Origin of the sequence: Azospirillum sp. Sh1 (genome assembly GCF_008365135.1) — a bacterium.
GTDB lineage: Bacteria > Pseudomonadota > Alphaproteobacteria > Azospirillales > Azospirillaceae > Azospirillum > Azospirillum oryzae.
The window spans coordinates 120,496-141,256 of the sequence record NZ_VTTK01000002.1; the positions used below are offsets into that span (position 1 = coordinate 120,496).

20 protein-coding genes are annotated in these 20,761 nt (G+C 69.0%); 11 read left to right on the forward strand and 9 right to left on the reverse strand.

Annotated features, from left to right (window positions below; translation table 11 throughout):
• Positions 1–27 precede the first annotated feature (27 nt).
• From rpmA to FZ029_RS03340, 4 genes are all read left to right on the forward strand, one after another.
• Positions 28–315: a 50S ribosomal protein L27 gene (rpmA, locus tag FZ029_RS03325; RefSeq protein WP_063635180.1), complete on the forward strand. Its 288-nt coding sequence runs from the start codon at positions 28–30 to the stop codon at positions 313–315.
• 148 nt (positions 316–463) lie between these two features.
• A complete protein-coding gene (gene obgE / locus FZ029_RS03330) occupies positions 464–1,756 on the forward strand; it encodes a GTPase ObgE (RefSeq protein ID WP_149268005.1) in 1,293 nt (430 codons plus the stop codon).
• A complete protein-coding gene (proB, locus tag FZ029_RS03335; protein ID WP_149268006.1) occupies positions 1,746–2,885 on the forward strand; it encodes a glutamate 5-kinase in 1,140 nt (379 codons plus the stop codon). Before obgE ends, proB begins: the two co-directional genes overlap by 11 nt.
• The gene (locus tag FZ029_RS03340) at positions 2,882–3,544 is read left to right on the forward strand and encodes an HAD family phosphatase (protein ID WP_247892129.1); all 663 of its coding nucleotides are present in this window, start codon (positions 2,882–2,884) and stop codon (positions 3,542–3,544) included. The genes proB and FZ029_RS03340 overlap by 4 nt, the downstream gene beginning before the upstream one ends.
• A gap of 22 nt (positions 3,545–3,566) precedes the next feature.
• Here the strand turns inward: FZ029_RS03340 and FZ029_RS03345 are convergent, their stop codons facing one another.
• The 9 genes from FZ029_RS03345 to FZ029_RS03385 form a co-directional block, all read right to left on the reverse strand.
• Complete coding sequence (locus FZ029_RS03345; protein WP_149268007.1) at positions 3,567–4,145, reverse strand: hypothetical protein; 579 nt, start codon at positions 4,143–4,145, stop codon at positions 3,567–3,569.
• 151 nt (positions 4,146–4,296) lie between these two features.
• The gene (locus FZ029_RS03350) at positions 4,297–5,466 is read right to left on the reverse strand and encodes a divergent polysaccharide deacetylase family protein (protein WP_149268008.1); all 1,170 of its coding nucleotides are present in this window, start codon (positions 5,464–5,466) and stop codon (positions 4,297–4,299) included.
• A 15-nt stretch (positions 5,467–5,481) separates the two neighbouring features.
• A complete protein-coding gene (locus FZ029_RS03355; RefSeq protein WP_149268009.1) occupies positions 5,482–6,897 on the reverse strand; it encodes a S41 family peptidase in 1,416 nt (471 codons plus the stop codon).
• Entirely contained in the window at positions 6,898–8,454 is a 1,557-nt protein-coding gene (locus FZ029_RS03360; RefSeq protein ID WP_247892130.1) for a peptidoglycan DD-metalloendopeptidase family protein, read from the reverse strand.
• Between the two features lie 24 nt (positions 8,455–8,478).
• Entirely contained in the window at positions 8,479–10,041 is a 1,563-nt protein-coding gene (gene gpmI / locus FZ029_RS03365; protein ID WP_149268010.1) for a 2,3-bisphosphoglycerate-independent phosphoglycerate mutase, read from the reverse strand.
• Between the two features lie 90 nt (positions 10,042–10,131).
• Entirely contained in the window at positions 10,132–10,590 is a 459-nt protein-coding gene (gene rlmH, locus FZ029_RS03370) for a 23S rRNA (pseudouridine(1915)-N(3))-methyltransferase RlmH (protein WP_136704485.1), read from the reverse strand.
• 25 nt (positions 10,591–10,615) lie between these two features.
• Positions 10,616–11,062, reverse strand: a complete 447-nt coding sequence (gene rsfS, locus FZ029_RS03375) for a ribosome silencing factor (RefSeq protein WP_014248611.1) — start codon at positions 11,060–11,062, stop codon at positions 10,616–10,618.
• On the reverse strand, positions 11,059–11,694 hold the full coding sequence (locus FZ029_RS03380) for a nicotinate-nucleotide adenylyltransferase (protein WP_149268011.1): 636 nt from the start codon (positions 11,692–11,694) through the stop codon (positions 11,059–11,061). Before FZ029_RS03380 ends, rsfS begins: the two co-directional genes overlap by 4 nt.
• Positions 11,675–12,949, reverse strand: a complete 1,275-nt coding sequence (locus tag FZ029_RS03385) for a glutamate-5-semialdehyde dehydrogenase (protein ID WP_149268012.1) — start codon at positions 12,947–12,949, stop codon at positions 11,675–11,677. Before FZ029_RS03385 ends, FZ029_RS03380 begins: the two co-directional genes overlap by 20 nt.
• Positions 12,950–13,114: 165 nt before the next feature.
• On the opposite strand from FZ029_RS03385, the gene FZ029_RS03390 reads away from it, so the two are divergent.
• The 7 genes from FZ029_RS03390 (at position 13,115) to FZ029_RS03420 (ending at position 20,759) form a co-directional block, all read left to right on the forward strand.
• A complete protein-coding gene (locus FZ029_RS03390; RefSeq protein ID WP_149268013.1) occupies positions 13,115–13,858 on the forward strand; it encodes a sulfite exporter TauE/SafE family protein in 744 nt (247 codons plus the stop codon).
• A gap of 21 nt (positions 13,859–13,879) precedes the next feature.
• Entirely contained in the window at positions 13,880–14,371 is a 492-nt protein-coding gene (locus FZ029_RS03395; protein WP_149268014.1) for an RNA pyrophosphohydrolase, read from the forward strand.
• Positions 14,372–14,555: 184 nt separating this feature from the next.
• Positions 14,556–14,870 carry an STAS domain-containing protein gene (locus tag FZ029_RS03400; protein WP_149268015.1) on the forward strand — a complete coding sequence of 105 codons (315 nt, stop codon included), beginning with the start codon at positions 14,556–14,558 and terminating at the stop codon, positions 14,868–14,870.
• 11 nt (positions 14,871–14,881) lie between these two features.
• Positions 14,882–15,232: a response regulator gene (locus tag FZ029_RS03405; RefSeq protein WP_247892131.1), complete on the forward strand. Its 351-nt coding sequence runs from the start codon at positions 14,882–14,884 to the stop codon at positions 15,230–15,232.
• A 33-nt stretch (positions 15,233–15,265) separates the two neighbouring features.
• Entirely contained in the window at positions 15,266–17,569 is a 2,304-nt protein-coding gene (locus tag FZ029_RS03410; RefSeq protein WP_149268017.1) for a chemotaxis protein CheA, read from the forward strand.
• Between the two features lie 9 nt (positions 17,570–17,578).
• Positions 17,579–18,124, forward strand: coding sequence for a chemotaxis protein CheW (locus FZ029_RS03415; RefSeq protein WP_149198024.1), 546 nt, complete (start codon positions 17,579–17,581; stop codon positions 18,122–18,124).
• A 70-nt stretch (positions 18,125–18,194) separates the two neighbouring features.
• Positions 18,195–20,759, forward strand: a complete 2,565-nt coding sequence (locus FZ029_RS03420) for a methyl-accepting chemotaxis protein (protein ID WP_149268018.1) — start codon at positions 18,195–18,197, stop codon at positions 20,757–20,759.
• Positions 20,760–20,761 lie beyond the last annotated feature (2 nt).

The following is a 20,761-nucleotide window of genomic DNA, read 5'->3' on the forward strand; positions in this document are numbered from 1 at the left end:
GCATCTTCAGTTTAGGAGCAACACCCCATGGCACACAAAAAGGCAGGCGGCTCGTCCCGCAACGGCCGTGACTCCGCCGGTCGCCGTCTCGGCGTGAAGCGTTTCGGTGGCGAGAACGTCGTCTCCGGCAACATCATCGTCCGTCAGCGTGGCACGAAGTTCCACCCGGGCGAGAACGTCGGCATCGGCCGCGACCACACCCTGTTCGCGATGGCCAATGGCCAGGTTTACTTCAAGCACAGCTCGAACGGCCGCACTTTCGTGAACGTCGTTCCGGCCAACGACCAGGAAGTTCCGGCCGTCGCTGCCGAGTAACCTCTAAGGTCGTTGCGCGGCCTGTGTCGCAGGCCTGCACGCTTGTGGGATAAAATCGGGGGACCGGGCGACCGGCTCCCCGATTTTCGTTTTCAGTCCGGTGCCGTCCCGCCGCCGGTTTCCCTTCCGTTTACGGGCAGGTTCCCCGATGAAGTTTCTCGATCAAGCCAAGGTCTTCCTGAAGAGCGGTGACGGCGGCCCCGGTGCCGTGGCGTTCCGGCGCGAGAAGTTCATCGAGTTCGGCGGCCCGGACGGCGGCGACGGCGGTCGGGGCGGGGACGTGATCATCGAGGCGGCGGACGGCCTGAACACGCTGATCGACTACCGCTACAAGCAGCACTTCAAGGCGCAGCGCGGCCATCACGGCATGGGCAGCAACCGCAACGGCGCGCGCGGCGAGGATGTCGTCCTGCGCGTGCCGGTCGGAACCCAGATCCTCGACGAGAATCAGGAAACCGTGCTGTGCGACCTGACCGAGGCCGGCCAGCGTCGAGTCTTCCTGCGCGGCGGCGACGGCGGGCACGGCAACGCGCACTTCAAGACGCCGACCAACCGGGCGCCGCGCAAGTTCCATCCCGGCTGGCCGGGGCAGGAGCAGTGGGTGTGGCTGCGGCTGAAGCTGATCGCCGACGCCGGTCTGCTGGGCCTGCCCAACGCCGGCAAGTCGACCTTCCTGGCCGCCACCACGGCGGCCAAGCCGAAGATCGCCGATTACCCCTTCACCACGCTGGCCCCCAACCTGGGCGTCGTCCGCGCCGGTGACGAAGAATTCGTCATCGCCGACATCCCCGGCCTGATCGAGGGCGCGCACGAGGGCCATGGGCTGGGCGACCGTTTCCTCGGCCATGTCGAACGCTCGCGCATCCTGCTGCACCTGATCGACGGCACGGCCGACGACGTCGTCGCCTCCTACCGCACGATCCGGAACGAGTTGGAGGCCTATGGCGGCAACCTCGCCGACAAGCCGGAGGTCATCGGGCTGAACAAGGCCGACGCCCTGCTGGACGAGGAGATCGAGGAGAAGAAGGCGGCATTGGAGGAGGCATCGGGCGCCGAGGTCATGGTGCTGTCCGGCGCCACCGGCCAGGGCGTGAAACAGGTCCTCTACCGGCTGCTGACGGTCATCAAGGAGTCCAAGTCGGAAGAACCCGAGGTCATCCACGCCCCCGCAACCCGTTCCATCCCGCGCCCGCCGGTCGGCCAGAAGCTGCCCGACGACAGCGGGATGCAGTGGGATGACGAAACCGGCGAATGGGTCGGCGGCGAGGACGAGGACTTCGAGGAGGATGATCTCGAAGAGGGCGATCTCGAAGAGGGTGAGGAGCTGGACGGCGAAGAGCTGGACAGCGACTCGGACGAAGTCCTTGACGGAGAGGAGCCGGAGGGCGAAGAGGACGGCTCGGACGACGATACGGACGGAACCTCCCGCCATGGCGCTTGACGCCCCTACCCTTCTCGAGTCCCGCCGGCTGGTCGTGAAGATCGGCTCGGCCCTTCTGGTCGATGGGGAAACCCGGCAAATCCGCCGGGACTGGCTCGACGCGCTGGCCGACGACGTCGCCGCCTGCCGCAAGCGCGGGCAGGAGGTGGTGATCGTCACCTCCGGCGCCGTCGCCTGCGGGCGCGAGCATCTCGGCCTCGTCGGCCGGGCGCTGAAGCTGGAGGAGAAGCAGGCCGCCGCCGCCACCGGCCAGATTCGCCTCGCCCACGCCTATCAGGAAACGCTGGCCCGCCACGACGTCACCGTCGCCCAGGTCCTGGTGACGCTGGAGGACACGGAGGAGCGGCGGCGCCACCTGAACGCCCGCAACACCATCGACACGCTGCTGAAGCTGGGCGCCGTTCCCGTCATCAACGAGAACGACACCGTCGCCACCGCGGAAATCCGCTTCGGCGACAACGACCGGCTGGCCGCCCGCGTGGCGCAGATGGTCAGCGCCGACACGCTGGTGCTGCTGTCGGACATCGACGGCCTCTACACCGCCGACCCGCGCAAGGACCCGGACGCCCGCCATATCCCCACCGTGCGCGAGCTGACGCCGGAGATCGAGGGCATGGCCGGCGAGCCGCCCCCCGGCTACAGCAGCGGCGGCATGGTGACCAAGATCGCCGCGGCGCGAGTCGCCCTGTCGGCCGGTTGCCGCATGGTCATCGCCAAGGGCAAGCGCATGAACCCGCTGGCGGCGCTGGAACAGCGGCCGGAGGATGGCGGCGCGCTCTGCACCTGGTTCCTGCCGTCCGCCGAGCCGACCAGTGCCCGCAAGGCCTGGATCGCCGGCCATGTCAATGCCACCGGCGTGCTGGTGGTCGATGACGGCGCCATGCGCGCCCTGTCGCATGGCGCCAGCCTGCTGCCGGCCGGCGTCACCGCCGTTCAGGGCGATTTCGACCGCGGCGACGTGGTGATCGTCCGCACCCAGGAGGGACGCGAGGTCGCCCGCGGCCTCGTCGCCTACAGCGCCGACGACGCCCGCCGCATCCTGCGCCACAAGAGCACCGAGATCCCGGAGATCCTGGGCTATCAGGGGCGCGACGAGATGATCCACCGCGACGATCTGGTGGTGCGGTGACCAGTCTGGATTCCCCTGCCCGCAACCCGATCCGCGCCGTCCTGTGGGACATCGACGGCACGCTGATGGACAGCGAACCCTGGCACCAGCAGATCACCGTCGAGGTCTGCCGCGGCTATGGCCATGAGCTGAGCGACGAGGATTGCCGGTCGATGCACGGGGTGGCGTTCCGCGAGATCTACGCGGCGCTTCACGCCCGCCGCCCCTTCCCCATCGACCTGCACGCCTGGGCCGACGAGATCAACGCGCAGTATGTCGCCAGCGTTCATCAGGTCCGCCCGCGCGAGGGCGCCTTCGCCCTGGTGGAGGCCTTCGCCGCCCGCGGGCTGGCGCAGGCCTGCGTGTCGAACGGCGGGCGCATGATCGTCGACGCCAACATGCGCGCGATGTCGATCCCGCATTTCCGCTTCAGCATCGCCCGCGAGGACGTCGCCAACGGCAAGCCCCATCCGGAGCCCTACCTGCTGGCCGCGAAGATGCTGGGCCTGCCCCCGGAAGCCTGCGCGGTGATCGAGGACAGCCCCACCGGCGCCCGCAGCGCCAAGGCCGCCGGCATGCTGACCATCGCCTGGCCCCAGCACCCCGCCGTGGTCTTCGACACCGTCGACCATCTGGTGGAGGATCCGGGGGCGCTGGATTGGGATGCGCTTTGCGGGTGAGGGTTTTCCGCCGGATTCCCCCTCAATCCAACGTCCACTTTGCCATTTGCGGAAACGGCGCCAGCCCGTTGTCGCCCATATAGGCGAACATTCCCGCATAGCCGGTGAAGCCGGCCTGCGCCAGATTGATCAGGCCGAAATGGGTTCCCTGCTCGATCCAAGCCTGCATCGGGTGGGTGCCCTGATAGTCGTGGTATTGGTAGGATCCGGGGAAGAACAGGCATTCCTGCGGCAGGCCCAGATACTGGACCACGGCATAGGACCAGGCCTGCGACATGAACTCGCCCTGGCGGGCTGCACGGGTCAGGATCGGATCGGGGGTGCCGTCGCGCGCGGTCTGGTCGGCGAGGATGGCGTCGATGTCCGTCTGCACGTCGCGGTTCAGCAACGGCCAGTACCGGCGCGGCATGACCATGATGTGGCCGGCCTCGTGCAGCAGGTCGCCCGGTCCCTTCAGGGTCTCCGGATCGACATGGAGCGCGCCGGCATGGATGTTCACGCCGGGCAGGAAGCCGTCGCGCCCGCCCTCGCCATATTCCACCTGCATGTCGATGCCGCGCAGGAAGGCGACGATGGGTTCCAGCGCTTCGGGGTGATACATCCGCCCTCTCCACCAATTCGAAATTCGGTCGAGATATTCGCGCAACGGACGCAATCAGGCAAGCCGCACACGGAAAGCCGCCCGATGCGCGTTGTCGCATCGGGCGGCTCCGTCGCAATCTCGATTTCTGGGGCCTCTATTTCTGGGGCCGCTATTTCTGGATGTTGACCACCGCCGACGCCGGGGCCAGCGCGATGCCGCGGTCGGCCAACGAGGTCAGCCACAGATTGAGACGCTCGATCGTCGTCGGATAGGGCGAGGCGAAACCGACGGCGGCGCCGTTGGTCTTGGCCAGCTCCTCCAACTCGCGCAGCTGGTCGTCGATGGCGCCGCGCGACAGGTCGCGATCGATGACGCGGTCGCCCAGCGCCCGCGGCACACCGGCCAGATTGGCAAGCGGCCCGGCCACGCTCTTCGGATTGACCCGCGAATCGACCAGCAGCAGACCGCGCGCCTTCAGCACGTCGATCACCGGCTGCATCGCCGCCGGGTTAGCGGTGAATTTGCTGCCGGTGGTGCTGGTGATGCCGACATAGCCGACCGCCTTGCCCAGCGACCATTCCAGCCGTTCGACATTGCGGTCGGGTCCGAGCATGGTCAGCAGCGCATTCGGACCGGGATCGTCGCGCGGATAGTTCAGCGGCTCCATCGGCACCGAAAGCATCACCTCGTGACCCTTGGTGCGGGCCCGCTCGACCCAATCGTCCAGCCGCTCGGCATAGGGCAGGAAGGCCAGGGTGATGCCGGGCGGCAGCTTCGCCAGCGCGTTGCCGGTGGTGACGCCGCTGAGCCCAAGATCGGACATGACGATGGCGATGCGCGGCCGCTTGTCCGTCGCCGGGAAGGGCCGGGCATAGACCTGCCAGGGCTTGCGGCCATCCTGGGCGATGCGTGGCAAGGGACCGTTGCGGCTGTCCTCCACCAGTCCCGGCACCGGCGCCGGGGTCAGCGTCACCGCCGCCGCCGGAACGCCCGGCAGGGGCAGCGGGGCTGCGTCGGTGGGCAAAGGCGCCGCCGGTGCGGCGGCCTTGGCTTCCGGCACCGGTGGCGGCGGCAGCGGAGCGACCGCGACCGTCGCCGCCGGAATCGATGCCTGCCAGGCCTCCCGCGTCGCCTCGCCGTTCAAGGCCAGCCAGCCGGCCAGCCCGCCACCGGCGACCGCCACCAGGGCGACGGCAGCCAGCAAAGGCTTGGACAGCGGTTTGCGCGGCCGTCCCGCCGAATCGCCTCCATTGCGGCGGAAACGGCGCAGCCAGCCGAGTCCGGGGCGCAGACCCCGGACATCGAACCGCAGACGACCCAGCAGGGCGGGAGCCTTCACCGTCGGTTGCTCCGGTCAGCGCGCCGCGGCGCGCTGCTGGAACAGGGCGACGCCACGCAGCAGATCCAGCGCGCGGGCGAGCTGGAAGTCGAAGGGCGGCTCGGCCCCTTCCGCCGCCGCCCCCTCGGCCGGAGCGGCACCCGGCGCAGGAGCAGCCCCCGGAGCAGCGCCGGCGCCCGGACCCGGAGCGGGCGCCCCCGGATTGGGAGCAGCCGGCGTGCCGGGAGCGGCCGGGTTGGTGGTGGCCGGACGCGGCGCCTTGTTGGAGGCGTCGGGGTTGACCAGCGCGCCCTTCAGGTCGGCCTCGCGGCGGCGGATGACGTTCTTGTCCAGATCCTCCACCTTGGCGACATGCACCTCGATGTCCGGGGTGATGCCCAGCTGCTGGATCGAACGGCCCGACGGCGTGTAGTAGCGCGCCGTGGTCAGGCGCATGGCGCCATGGCCGGGCAGCGGGATGATGGTCTGCACCGATCCCTTGCCGAAGCTCTGGGTGCCCATGATGATCGCACGCTTGTGGTCCTGCAGGGCGCCGGCGACGATTTCCGAGGCCGAGGCCGAACCGCCGTTGACCAGCACCACCATCGGCAGCCCCTTGATCAGGTCGCCCGGCTTGGCGTTGAAGCGGGTGCCCTCCTCCGCCCGGCGGCCGCGGGTCGACACGATCTCGCCCTTTTCCAGGAAGGTATCGGACACCGACACCGCCTGATCGAGCAGGCCGCCCGGATTGTTGCGCAGGTCGAGCACGAAGCCCTTCAGCTTGTCGCCCAACTGCTGCTGGATGGAGGAGATCGCCTTCTCCAGCCCGCTCTGCGTCTGCTCGTTGAAGCTGGTGATGCGGATATAGCCGATGTCGCCTTCCGTGCGGTAGCGGACCGACTGCACCTTGATGACGGCGCGGGTCAGCGAAACGGTGAAGGGCTCGCCCGCCTCGCCGCGGCGGACGGTGACCTTCAGCTCGCTGCCCACCGGCCCGCGCATCTTCTCCACCGCCTCGTTCAGGCTGAGGCCCATCACCGCCTCGCCGTTCAGCTGGACGATCAGGTCGCCCGGCTGCAGGCCGGCGCGGAAGGCCGGGGTGTCGTCGATGGGCGAAACGACCTTCACCAGGCCGTTCTCCATCGTCACCTCGATGCCCAGCCCGCCGAACTCGCCGCGGGTCTGGACCTGCATGTCCTGGAAGCTCTTCTTGTTCAGATAGCTGGAATGCGGGTCGAGCGAAGTCAGCATCCCGTTGATCGCCGATTCGATCAGCTGTTCATCGGTCACCGGCTCGACATATTCGGCGCGGACACGCTCGAAGACGTCGCCGAACAGGTTCAGCTGCCGGTAGGTGTCCGACGAATTGCTGGACTGCGCGGTGACGGTGGCGACGCCGGCGCCCAGAAACACCAGAGCAGCCGCCGTGGCGGCGCGCTTGATCATCCTCATCTACCCTTGTCCTTTCCCCTCCGGGGCGCCGAACCCGCGTTGCGGGTTGATCGGCTGGCCGTTTCGTCGCAGCTCGAAATAGAGATCCGGATTGCCGTCCGACGGCATGACCGCCAGCGGTTCCCCGCTGGCCACCTTACGCCCGACGGCCGTGTCGATCCGGCCCAAACCCGCAATCAAACTATGATATCCGTTGCCGTGTTCCACGATCAAGATAAGGCCATAGCCCTTGAACGGGCCGGCGAACACGATCGTGCCGCCGCGCGGCGCCACCACGGCCGCGCCGGGACGGGTCTGCACCGTCACGCCGCGGCTGGTGGCGCCGAAGCGGTCGGCTTCGCCGAAGCGGGTGGTCAGCTTGCCGGCGGCGGGCAGCACCATGCCGGCGACGGCCGGCGGGCCGTCCGGAGCGCGGGCGGCCAGCTCCCGCTCGCGCGCCGCTTCCCTGGCGGCTGCGTTCTTCGCCCGCTTTTCCTCGGCGGCCTTCTCTTCCGCCACCTTCTGCTCCGCGGCGCGCAGTTCGGCCAGCTTACGTTCGGCCGCCTTGCGCTCCGCTTCCTTCTGCGCGGCAAGGCGGCGTTCGGCCTCGCGCTTTTCCGCCTCCCGGCGGGCGGCTTCCTTGCGTTCCGCCTCGCGCCGTTCGGCTTCGCGGCGGGCGGCGGCCTCAATCGCGGCGCGGCGTTCGGCCTCGACCCGCTCCATCAGCTGGCGCAGGTCGGTGGCCTGGCCGGACAGGTCCGCCATGCGCTGGCCGACCTGGACGCGCTCCTCCTCCGTCTGGCGCGACAGCTCCTCGCGCCGGGCGATCAGGCGGTTCATCTCGTCCTGCTTTTCCGACAGCGCCACCCGCGCCGCCAGCGCCTTCGCCCGCTGGCCCACCAGCTTGCCGCGGGTGTCGGCCAGTGCGGTCAGCGCCCGGGCCAAGGCATCGGCCCGCGCCTTCAGCGCCGGCACCGCATCGCGCAGCAGCAGGGCGGAGCGCAGCGTATCGACCGGGCTTTCCGGCCGGGCCAGCGCCGCTTCCGGCGGGATGCGCGCCAGCCGCTGCAGGGCGGCCAACAGGGTGGCGATCTGCTGCCGTTCGGCGTCGAGACCGGCGGAACGTTCGCGCTCCTCCGCCTCCAGCGCGGCGAGCGAGTCCTCCAGCTGATCGAGTGCCTGTTCCTGCCCGCGCGCCTGATCGGCCAATGAGATCAGCCGGCCGCGCAGGTCGTCGAGTTCGGTCTGAAGCGCCTGGGACTGGCGTTCCAGCTGCTGCTGGCGCTGCTTGCCGGTCTGAAGCTGCTGCTCGACGCGCTTCAGCGTGTCCTTGGGCGCTTCCGATTGCGCATTCGCCGGCTGGGCGAGAATCAGGCCGGCGATGATGACGAAGCCGGCGAGGATTCCCTCTCCCGCCCCGGATACCCTCTCCCCCCTGGGGAGAGGGCTGGGTGAGGGGGATGCATTTCGGAATGTAAATCCAAATGCAGGACCAAGCGCCGGGCTTCCCGCGACTCCACGCCACGCGTCCCCCTCACCCCGACCCTCTCCCCGGGGGGGAGAGGGGGAATACGGCATGAAAGAGCCACGCGGCGCCATCCGTTACTCCGCCGCCGCGCGGGCGGCGGTGCGGACCAGCAGGTTGCGGCCGGTCATCTCGGCCGGCTTCGGCAGGCCCAGCAGATCGAGCAGCGTCGGCGCGATGTCGGCCAGACGCCCGCTCTCGATGCGCGCACCGGCCGGGCCGTTGATCAGGATCAGCGGCACCTTGTCCAGCGTGTGGGCGGTGTGCGGGCCGCCGGTCTCCGGATCCTTCATCAGCTCGCAGTTGCCGTGATCGGCGGTGACCAGCATGGTGCCGCCGGCGCGGCGCACCGCCGCCTCCACCTGACCCAGGCTGCCGTCGACCGCCTGCACCGCCTTGATGGCGGCGTCGAGCATGCCGCTGTGGCCGACCATGTCGGGGTTGGCGAAGTTGACGACGATCAGGTCGTACTTTCCGGAATCGATGGCGCCGACCAGCTTGCCGGTCACCTCGGCGGCGGACATCTCCGGCTGCAGGTCGTAGGTGGCGACCTTCGGCGACGGCACCAGGATGCGGTCCTCGCCCTCATAGACCCGCTCCTCGCCGCCGTTGAAGAAGAAGGTGACGTGCGGGTACTTCTCCGTCTCGGCGATGCGCAGCTGCTTCATTCCGGCCTCGGAAACCACCTCGCCCAGCACCTTGGTGAGAGATTTCGGCGGAAAGATGGTGGTCATCAGCTTCGCCAGCACCGACGAATATTCGACCATGCCGACGGCGGCGGCCAGCTTCGGCGCACCCTCCACCGGGAAGCCGTCGAAATCCTTATCGACATAGGCGGCCAGGATCTCGCGGGCGCGGTCGGCGCGGAAATTCGCCATCAGGATGGCGTCGCCGTCCTTCATGCCGGCATAGTCGCCGATCACCGTCGGCAGGATGAACTCGTCATGCTTGTCGGCGGCATAGCTCTGCTCGATCGCCTGGATCGGGTCGGCGGCGCGCTCGCCCTCCGCCTTGGTCATCGCGGCATAGGCCTTGGCGACACGGTCCCAGCGCTTGTCGCGGTCCATGGCGTAATAGCGGCCGATGACGGTCGCCACCTCGACGCCCGGCAGCTCATAGACGTCGGCCATGAACTCTGCGACCTGATCCTTGGCGCTCTGCGGCGGCACGTCGCGGCCGTCGGTGAAGGCATGGACGGCCACCGGCACGCCCTCGCGCGACAGCACGCCGGCCAGCGCGGCGATGTGGTCCTGGTGCGAATGGACGCCGCCCGGCGACAGCAGGCCCATCAGATGGACGCGCCCGCCGGTCTTGTGCATCGCCTTGACCAGATCGTTCAGCGCAGCGTTGCGCTCCAGATCGCCCTCGACGATGGCGTGGTCGATCATCACGAGGTCCTGCATCACCACCCGGCCGGCGCCGAGATTCATGTGCCCGACCTCGGAGTTGCCCATCTGGCCCTTGGGCAGGCCGACCTCCTCCTCGCTGGCGTCGAGGAAGGCCGTCGGCTCGGCCGACCACAGGCGGTCCCAGTTCGGGGTGTCGCCCAGCGCAATCGCGTTGTCGGACCGCTCCTCGCGATAGCCCCAGCCGTCCAGAATGCAGAGGACGACAGGGCGGGGTCGGTTGGTCTCGGTCATCGCGCTTACCTTTCTCGAAAGGTTGTGGTCTCGGAGTTTTGTGTTTTTCCGCTCCGGCGCTTTTCCGCGCGCCGGATGCGACGCAGGGAATCAGGACCTGTGATAGGGGTGACCGGCAAGAATTTGTTGGGCGCGATAGAGTTGCTCCGCAAGCATGCCGCGCACCAGCATGTGGGGCCAGGTCATCGGCCCGAAGGCGAGCAGGAAGTCGGCCCGCGCGCGCACCGCGTCGCCATGGCCGTCGGCACCGCCGATCAGGAAGGCGAGGTCGCCGGCGCCGCGGTCGCGCCAGTCGCCGATCTTGGCGGCGAAACTCTCGCTGGGCAGTGCCTTGCCGCGTTCGTCGAGCGCCACCACGATGGCGCCGGCCGGCACGGCGGCGAGCAGCAGCTCCGCCTCCTGCCGTTTCAATTCTTCGGAGGAGAGGCGCTTCTTCACCTCGACCTCCTTCAGGGTGAAGGGCCACCCGAGCCGTCCGACATACTCGTCGAACAGGTCGCGGGTCGGTCCGCCCCGCGACCGCCCGACGGCGGCGAGCCACAGACGCATGGTGCGGCCCTCCGCCCTCGTCCTGTCAGGCGCTCAGCCGCGCCGTGCCCGACGGCGTCGGCAGTTCCAGACCCCACATCTTCTCGATGTTGTAGAAGGTCCGGACTTCCGGCTTGAACAGGTGGACGATCACGTCGCCGGCATCGACCAGCACCCAGTCGCACTGGGCCATGCCTTCCATCTCGACGCCGCGGACGCCGGCCTGCTTCAGCTTTTCGGCCAGCTTCATCGCCATGGCGGCGATGTGCCGCGTGTTGCGGCCCGACGCCACGATCATGTAATCGGCGAAGGTGGTTTTCCCGGCGAGATCGATGACGGTGACGTCATCCGCCTGATCGGCGTCGAGCGACGCCTGAATGAGCGCCTTCAGGTCCTGCGGTTCCAGGATCTGGGGAACGGCGGCTGGCCGCGGAGCGGTCGCGGCCGTTTCGGTGTGCGTGGTGATGGCTCCAACCTCTTGCAACGGTTTCACGACCCGGCGGCCCGTGCCTGCCGGATCGCCGTCGCCGAGGCCGGGTGCAAGGGGTTGCGTAAGAACGCCCAGGCCGGCCGCCTGCGGCGCGCCAGCCCTTTGACCCCCGACACCGACACCCGTCGACGGGTGTAGCGTTGGGCGGCCTTGCCGCTCAACGCACCAAGAGAATAGGTTGGACGGGCGAAAACCGCAACGGCCACCGAGTCGAAGATTCGATTCCAATGCTTCCAGCGCGGAATTTGTCGCAAATTGTCCGCCCCCATCAACCAAACGAAGCGTGTTCGGGGAAAGCGGCGCTGAAGCTTGACCAGCGTGTCGGCGGTGAAGCGGGTGCCGAGCGCGGTCTCGATCGCCGTCACCTCGATCCGCGGATGGGCGGCGACCGCCCGCGCCTCCGCCATCCGGTCGGACAGCGAAGCCATGCCGGACGCCGACTTCAGCGGGTTCTGCGGGCTGACCATCCACCAGACGCGGTCGAGCCCCAACGCCTTCAGCGCGAACAGGCTGATGTGCCGGTGCCCGGCATGGGCCGGATTGAACGACCCGCCGAGAATGCCGACGGTGAGGCCGGCATAGAGCGGGCCGGAATAGAGGTGGGGGGCCTTTTCCTTACGGTCGCGTCTGGCCATCGCCGCGCACGACATACTTGTAGCTGGTCAGCTGCTCGGCACCCACCGGGCCGCGGGCGTGGAACTTGTCGGTGGAGATGCCGATCTCCGCCCCCATGCCGAACTCGCCGCCGTCGGCGAACTGGGTCGAGGCGTTCCACAGCACGATGCCGCTGTCCACCCGCGACAGGAACCGCTCCGCCGCCGCCGAATCCTCGGTCAGGATCGATTCGGTGTGGTGGGAGCTGTGGGCGTTGATGTGGTCGATTGCCGCATCCACCCCGTCCACCACGCCGCAGGCGATGATGGCGTCGAGATACTCGGTGTCCCAATCCTCCGGCGCCACCGCCGTCACCCGCGGATCGGCCGCCTGGGCCGCCGCGTCGCCGCGCACGGCGCAGCCGGCATCCAGCAGGTCCTTCACCAGAACCGGCAGCGCCGTGTCGGCGATGGCGCGGTCGACCAGCAGCGTCTCGGCGGCGCCGCAGATGGAGGTGCGGCGCATCTTGGCGTTCAGCACCACCTTGCGCGCCTTCTCCAGGTCGGCGCCGGCATCGACATAGACATGGCAGTTGCCGTCCAGGTGCTTGATGACCGGCACCCGGCTTTCGTCGGCGATGCGCTGGATCAGCGACTTGCCGCCGCGCGGGATGATGACGTCGATGTGGTCGCGCATCGTCAGCATGTGGCCGACGGCGGCGCGGTCGGTGGTCGGCACCAGCTGGATCGCCGCCTCCGGCAGCCCCGCTTCGCGCAGTCCCTGCACCAGGCAGTCGGCAATGGCGCGGGACGAGCGGATGCTCTCCGACCCGCCGCGCAGGATGGCGGCGTTGCCCGACTTCAGGCAGATGCCGCCGGCGTCCGCGGTCACGTTGGGCCGGCTTTCATAGATGATGCCGACGACGCCCAGCGGCACGCGGACACGCTGGATGCGCAGGCCGTTGGGCCGCGTCCATTCCGCCAGCACGCCGCCGATGGGATCGGGGAAGTCGGCGATGTCCTCCAACCCCTTGGCCATCGCCTCGATGCGCTTGTCGTCCAGCATCAGCCGTTCGCGCATGGGGCCGGACAGGTCGCGGGCGTTCGCCATGTCCTCGGCATTCGCGGCCTTGATCTCGGACGCGCGGGCGCGGATGGCCGCCGCCGCCGCCCTCAGTGCCCGGTCCTTCGACGGTCCTGGCACGGTCGCCAGCGCGGCCGCGGCGGCGCGGGCGGCGCGGCCGAGGGCGATCATCTGGTCGTGCAGGGCGTCGGTGGTGTCGAGCAGGGCGGACATGGAGGTCTCCAGACACTCTATCCGTTGAAGGGACGACGACCTTAACGAATTGTTCGGGGTTGCGAAAGCCGCGCGGTTGTGGGACTTCGGCGTTGCGGTATGGGCGGGCGTGTGCAAAACGCAACGCGCCGTTCCATGGCCGGGCTGGGTTTCGGGTAAGGTGACATGCTGACGCTGCTGCTGATCGTCTCCGCCTTTTTCGCGGGCGTGCTGAACGCCGTGGCCGGGGGCGGCAGCTTCCTGACCTTTCCGGCGCTGATCCTCGCCGGGGTTCCGCCGCTGAACGCCAACGCCACCAGCACCGTCGCGGTGTCGCCCGGCGCGCTGGCCAGCGCCTTCGGCTATCGGCGGGAACTGGGCCGCATCCGCGACATCCACCTGCCCTCCTTCCTCGGCATCAGCCTGGTGGGCGGGCTGCTGGGCGCCCTGCTGCTGCTGTGGACGCCGCAAAAGACCTTCGAGATCATCGTTCCCTGGCTTCTGCTGTTCGCGACGCTGCTGTTCGCCGTCGGCCCGACCGCGTCGGCCTGGATCCGCCGCAACTTCACCATCGGCCACGGCACGGTGCTGGCGGTGCAATTCCTGATCGCCGTCTATGGCGGCTATTTCGGCGGCGGCATCGGTATCCTGATCCTGGCGACGCTCGGCGTCTTCGGCCTGACCGACCTGCACGCCATGAACGGGCTGAAGTCGCTGGTCTCCGGATGCCTGAACGCCGTCGCCGTGGCGGCCTTCGTCGCCGGCGGAGCGGTCTATTGGCCGGAGGCGCTGGTCATGCTGGTCGCCGCCATGGCCGGCGGCTATGCCGGCGCGTCGGTCGCCCGCCACATCCCGCCGCCGGTCCTGCGCAAGATGGTGATCCTGGTGGGGGCGGGCATGACCGTCTATTTCTTCATCACCAAGACCTGACCCCAACGGAGTTCCCCCGGCATGACCGCCTCCATCGACCGTGACGCCCTGCCCTACCGCCCCTGCGTCGGCATCATGCTGCTGAACGACCGCGGCGAGGTGTTCGTCGCCCGGCGCTGCGGGTCGGAGGCCGACTGGCAGATGCCCCAGGGCGGCGTCGACGACGGCGAGGACGCCCGCAGCGCCGCCTTCCGCGAGTTGGAAGAGGAGATCGGCACCGCCAAGGCGGAGTTCATCGCCATGACCGCCGCCCCCCACCGTTACGACCTGCCCGACGACCTGCTGGGCAAGGTATGGAAGGGCCGCTGGCGCGGGCAGGAGCAGATGTGGATGCTGGCCCGCTTCACGGGAACCGAGACCGACATCCGGCTCGACACCGACCATCCGGAATTCGACGCCTGGAAATGGATCGATGCCGAGGAATTGCCGGGCCTGATCGTCGCCTTCAAACGGCCGGTCTATGAATCGGTGCTGGCGGAATTCCGTCCGCTGATCGCGCGGGCAAAGGGCTGATCCGCATACCCCCGCACCGGTCCCGGCAGCATGTCCCAATTTTGACTGCGGTTATCCCCAACTTCCCGACGACGCCCGGTCCGTCCACCACGTCCGCTTAACGAATCCTTGAGACGCCTTCTGGCAACGTCGCTCCTGCAACCGGAGTGCGCAGGAGCGGGCCGGCATTGGACGGAGGGGTGGCGTGTCGCTGATCAAGTGGACGGAGGAGGATGACGGGCGCATTCGCCTGGGCCTGCCGAGCGACCTCGATTTGCCCATGGCGCAACCTCTGCTCGACAGCCTGCGCGCCGCCTTCAAGGCCTCGGTGGACGTCGGCGTCCAGGCGGACGCGGTGGAGCGCATCAGCGTCGCCTGCGTCCAGGCGCTGGTCGTCGCCGCCCGCGATGCGGCGGAACAGGGAAATTCCTTCGCCATTCTGCGCCCGTCGGAGGTCCTCGCCGATGCCTGCGAGGATCTGGGGCTGGCCGGCTGGCTGAAGCAGTGGAGGCGTGCGTGAAGAAAAAAGTGATGACGGTGGATGACTCGCGGACCATGCGCGACATGGTGTCCTTCACCCTGCGCGGTGCCGGCTATGAGGTGGTGGAGGCCGCCGACGGCCAGCAGGCGATGAGCGCCATCGCCGCCACCAAGGTCGATCTGGTCATCACCGACCTGAACATGCCGGTGATGGATGGGCTGACCCTGATCCGCAGGCTGCGCGCCATCCCGGCCCACCGCACCCTGCCGATCCTGATGCTGACCACCGAAGCGGACGAAAGCAAGAAGGCCGAGGGCCGCGCCGCCGGCGCCACCGGCTGGATCGTGAAGCCCTTCAACCCCGACAAGCTGGTGTCGGTGGTGCAGAAGGTCTGCGGCTGACCGCGAGCCGTCAGCGAAGGAAGGGGTACAGCCGTGGACGATCTCAGCCGCTTCAAGCAGACCTACTTCGACGAGAGCGCCGAATTGCTGGCCGTCGCCGAGGCCGGGCTGCTGCGCCTCGCCCCCGGCGAGGTCGACATGGACGAGGTGAACGCGATCTTCCGCGCCGTCCATTCGATCAAGGGCGGCGGCGGCGCCTTCGGATTCAACGATCTCGTCGCCTTCGCCCATGAATTCGAAACGGTGATGGACGGCGTGCGCAACGCCGAGATTCCGGTCACCACCGAACTGGTCGACACGCTGATCCGCGCCAACGACCTGCTGGCGCGCCTGCTGTCCCATGCCTCCGACGAGACGGAGGCGCCGGCCGGCACCACCGACGACACCGTCGCCGCGCTCCGCCGCTTCCTGGGCAAGGGCGAAGCGCCGACGGCGCCCGCGCCCGCAGCGCCGCCAGCCACGCTCTATCCCGACGACGAGGATGACGAGGCCGGCATCTTCGGCGACGCCCTGGCCGCCATCCAGGCCGCCCGCGACGATCACCCGACCCCAGCGCCATCCGGCCCGGTCCCGGAGGGCAAGGTCCGCTGGACCATCGTCTTCCGCCCGAAGGCCGAACTGCTGCTGTCGGGCAACGAACCGACCTACATGCTGCGCGCTCTGCGCCGGCTGGGCGAGGCGGAGGTGGTCTGCCATCTGGACCAGCTGCCGTCGCTGCGCGACCTCGACGCCGAACTGCTGCACCTGTCCTGGACGGTGACGCTGCTGGCCGACCCGCAGGTCGACCGCGCCCAGATCGACGACGTGTTCGAATTCGTCGCCGACGACTGCGACATCCGCATCAGCGCCGAAGCCCCGCCGCCCGCGATCATTGCGCCGGCGGAACCCGCCCCGGCACCTCAAGCGGCTCCCGTCCCGGTCGCCGCCAACCTGCCGGAACCTGCCGCTCCCCCACCCCCGCCAGCGACTCCGGCCGCCACCACCTCGGGCTCGGCGAAGCCCGGCGACGGCGCCAAGCGCCCCAACGGCGGTGCTGGCGGCACGGGCGGCGGCGATCATACCGGGCCGACCACCCACACCATCCGCGTCGACCTCGACAAGATCGACCGGCTGGTCAACATGGTCGGCGAGATGGTCATCACCCAGGCGATGATCGCGGAGCATCTGCGCGACCTGCCGCCCGGCCAGTTCCAGGAGCTGCTGGAAGGTCTGGAAGGCCTCGCCCAGCACACCCGCGAACTGCGCGAGAGCGTGATGTCGATCCGCGCCCAGCCCGTCTCCAGCGTCTTCTCGCGCATGCCGCGGCTGGTGCGCGAATGCGCCGCCATGACCGGCAAGGAGGTGATGCTGGTCACCTCGGGCGAGACGACGGAGGTCGACAAGACGGTGGTGGAGAACCTCGTCGATCCGCTGACCCACATGATCCGCAACTCCATCGACCATGGGCTGGAAGGCCCGGACGAGCGGGAGCGCATCGGCAAGCCGCGCGCCGGCACCGTGCATCTGTCGGCCGCCCACCGGTCCGGCCGCATCGTGATCGAGGTGACCGACGACGGCCGCGGCATCAACCGCGCCAAGGTGCTGTCCAAGGCGATCGAGAAGGGGCTGGTCCAGCCGGGAGCCAGCCTGTCGGACGAGGAGATCGACAACCTGATCTTCCTGCCCGGCTTCTCCACCGCCGATCAGGTGTCGAACCTGTCCGGCCGCGGCGTCGGCATGGACGTGGTGCGGCGGAACATCACCAGCCTGGGCGGGCGCATCGGCGTCTATTCGACGCCGGGCGAGGGCTCGCGCTTCGTCCTGTCACTGCCGCTGACGCTGGCGGTGCTGGACGGCATGGTGATCTCGGTGGGGGAGGAGCGTTTCGTCCTGCCGCTGACCAACATCGTGGAAAGCCTGCGGCCGAAGCCCGCCGACCTGCATGGGCTGGTCAACAAATGCGACGTCATGATGGCACGCGGCGAGTACGTGCGGCTGGTCCACCTGCACCGGCTGTTCGGCATCCCCAAGGCCATCGACGACGCCACCAGGGGGCTTGTCGTGCTGGTGGAGACGGAGGACGGCTCCCGCCTCGGCCTTGTGGTGGACGAGGTGCTGGGACAGCAGCAGGTCGTCATCAAAAGCCTGGAAGCCAACTTCCGCCGGCTGGACGGCGTCGCCGCCGCAACCATCCTGGGCGACGGCCGGGTCGCCCTGATCCTGGACGTGGCGGGCCTGCGCGAAATGAGCCGCCACGGCTCCGGCAGCGATCCCGCCGGCCCGTCCGCCACCACCCCTCCCCCGTCCCTGCCCGCCCCGGCGGACAGGTCCGCCCAGCGTCAACGCCAAACGGTTTGAGGCCCAGCGATGAGCAGTTCCACCGCAATCGCCCCCGTCAGCTCCCGCACCGACCTTTCGGCCGCAGGCTCCGCCGCCAACGGGACGGAGGAGCAGTATGTGACCTTCACGGTCGGCAGCGAGGAATATGGCGTCAACATCCTGGCCGTGCGCGAAATCCGCGGCTGGACGCCGGAAAGCCGCCTGCCGAATCTCCCCGACTATGTCCGCGGCGTCATCAACCTGCGCGGCATCATCATCCCGATCTTCGACCTGCGGGCCCGCTTCGGCGGCGGCCTGACCCAGGTGACGAAGCGCCATGTCGTGGTGGTGATGCAGGTGGGCGAGCGCACGCGCGGCATCCTGGTCGACGCGATTTCCGACATCCTGGCCATCGGCCATGACGCGATCAAGCCGCCGCCCGACGTCGACAGCGGGCTGATCGACGCCGAGTATCTCAGCGGCCTCTACACCGCCGAGAACCGCATGGTGACCCTGCTGAACGTGGGCAAGCTGTTCGCGGGCGAGCATGTCGATCAGGACGCCATGCCCCGCGCCGCCCTGGAATCGACCTGACCGCGGCAGGCTGCCGAGCCCCCGGCAGGCCAGCCGCAACGAGAAACAATAAAAAGAGGGAACGTCACCGATGGCCACCGACGGTACGATCGCCAAGGCCGGCACCTTCCTCAGCAACATGCGCATCGCCAAGCGGCTGTGGCTGGCCTTCGGCCTGCTGCTGGTGCTGATCGCCGCCCAGTCCGGCACCGGCATCTACGGGTTGGACGGGCTGAACCGCCGCGTCGACGGCGTCATCGCGTCGGGCGACCTCGCCGTCTTCGCCAAGGACCTGGAAAGCCGTCTGGCCGCCGAACGGCTGCAGACCCGCGAGTACATCAACATCGGCTCGACCGAGGCGCTGGACCGGCTGCGCGTCCTGCGCGGCGAGTTCGACCAGGCGATGGCGGCCCGGCAGGCCAAGTTGAAGGCCTCGCCCCAGGCCGCCGCCTTCGCCGAACTGGGCAGCCTGCACACCGCCTACCATGAGCGGTTCGAGGCGGTGCGCGCCGTGCGCGAACGGGCCGACCGCCTGCTGCACGAGCGCATGGACCCGCTGGGCGCCCAGGTGACCAAGCGGCTGGAGGACATCGTGTCCGCCGCCGAGACGTCGGGCGACAAGGACTTCGCCTTCGGTGTGCAGGAGGTGGAGAACCGCTGGCTGATGACCCGCTTCCAGGCCAACCGCGCCATCGGCCTGCGCGACGCCGCCGCCGCGGCGCAGGTCGAGGCGGTGGGAAAGGCGATGAGCGAAAGCATCGCCCGGCTGTCGTCCATGGTCCGCAGCAATGGCGGCCTGCTGGCGGCCCTGCGCGAGATCGACGCCCGCGCCGCCGACTACCGTGCCGCCTTCCGCGACGCGATGGCCGCCAACGACGAGGCGAAGCGGCTGACCGACGACCTCGCCGCCGCCGCCGCCGCGATCAACCGCGCCATCGACGGCATCGTCGCCTCCATTGCCGCCAGCGCCAAGGTGACGGAGGCCGAAGCCGAGACCGAAGCCACCTTCACCATCCGTCTGACGCTGGGTCTTGGGCTGCTGTCGCTGGTGATCGGCATCGTCGCCGCCAACCGCATCGCCGCCTCGATCATCGGGCCGGTCACCGGCATCCGCCGGGTGATGGCCGACCTGACCGAAGGCAAGCTGTCGGTCAGCGTCCCCCACACCGGCCAGCAGGACGAGCTGGGCGACATGGCCCGCGCCGTCGCGGCCTTCAAGGACGAGGCGGTGGAGGCACTGCGCTCCCGCATCGCGCTGGAACGGGTGTCGGCCAACATCATGATGGCGGACATCGACGGCCGCATCCTCTACGCCAACGATTCGATCATGGCGATGTTCCGCCATGCCGAGGCGGACCTGCGCGTCTCGCTGCCCGGCTTCGACCCGAACGCGCTGGTCGGCCGCAACTTCGACGTTTTCCACCGCGACCCCGGCCACCAGCGCCGCCTGCTGGCCGACCTGACCCAGACCCACCGCGGCTTGGCCAAGACCGGCGGCCGCACCTTCCAGGTCATCGCCAACCCGGTGGTCAGCCGCCAGGGCGAGAGGCTGGGCACCGTCATCGAATGGCGCGACCTGACCGAGGAGCTGGCGATCGAGGCGGAGATCGGTTCCATGGTGGAGAATGCCGTGCGCGGCGACTTCACCCACCGCATCGCGCTGGACGGCAAGACCGGCTTCTTCCGGCTGGTGAGCGAGGGCATCAACCGGCTGTCGGAGAACATCGCCGGCGTCACCGAGGAACTCGCCTCGGTGCTGGAGGCGCTGTCGCAGGGCGACCTGACCCGCCGCATCGACAAGCAGTACGAAGGCGTGTTCCAGCGGCTGAAGGACGACTTCAACGGCACGGTCGCCCGCCTGTCGGAGATCGTCCAGCGCATCGACCAGGCCGCCGGCTCCATCGCCGTCGCCAGCCGCGAGGTGGCGGAAGGCAGCCTGGATCTGTCGGAACGGACCGAACAGCAGGCCTCCTCGCTGGAGGAGACCGCGGCCAGCATGGAACAGCTCGCCGCCACCGTGCGCTCCAATGCCGACAACGCCCAGCAGGTCAACGGCTATGCCACCGAGGCGCGGAGCGCGGCCTCGCGCGGCGGCGGCGTGGCGACCAGCGCGGTGGAGGCGATGCGCCGGATCGAGCAGTCGTCGCAGAAGATCTCCGACATCATCGGGGTGATCGACGAGATCGCCTTCCAGACCAACCTGCTGGCGCTGAACGCGGCGGTGGAGGCGGCGCGGGCCGGCGACGCCGGGCGCGGCTTCGCCGTGGTGGCGCAGGAGGTGCGGCAGCTCGCCCAGCGTTCCGCCCAGGCGTCGAAGGAGATCAAGGCGCTGATCATGGACAGCGGCGGGCAGGTGCGCGACGGCGTCGACCTCGTGCGCTCCGCCGGCAGCTCCCTGACCGAGATCGTGTCGGGCATCGGCCGCGTCGCAGATCTGGTGTCGGAGATCGCGCGGGCGACCGCCGAGCAGGCGTCCGGCCTGGACGAGGTCAACATCGCCATCGCCCAGATGGACGAGATGACCCAGAAGAACGCCGCCCTGGTGGAGGAAAGCACCGCCGCCGCCCGCTCGCTGGAGGAACAGGCCGACCAGCTGCGCCGCCAGATGACCTTCTTCACCCTGGACCGCCAGTCCGCTTCTCGCAAATCCGCCTGAGG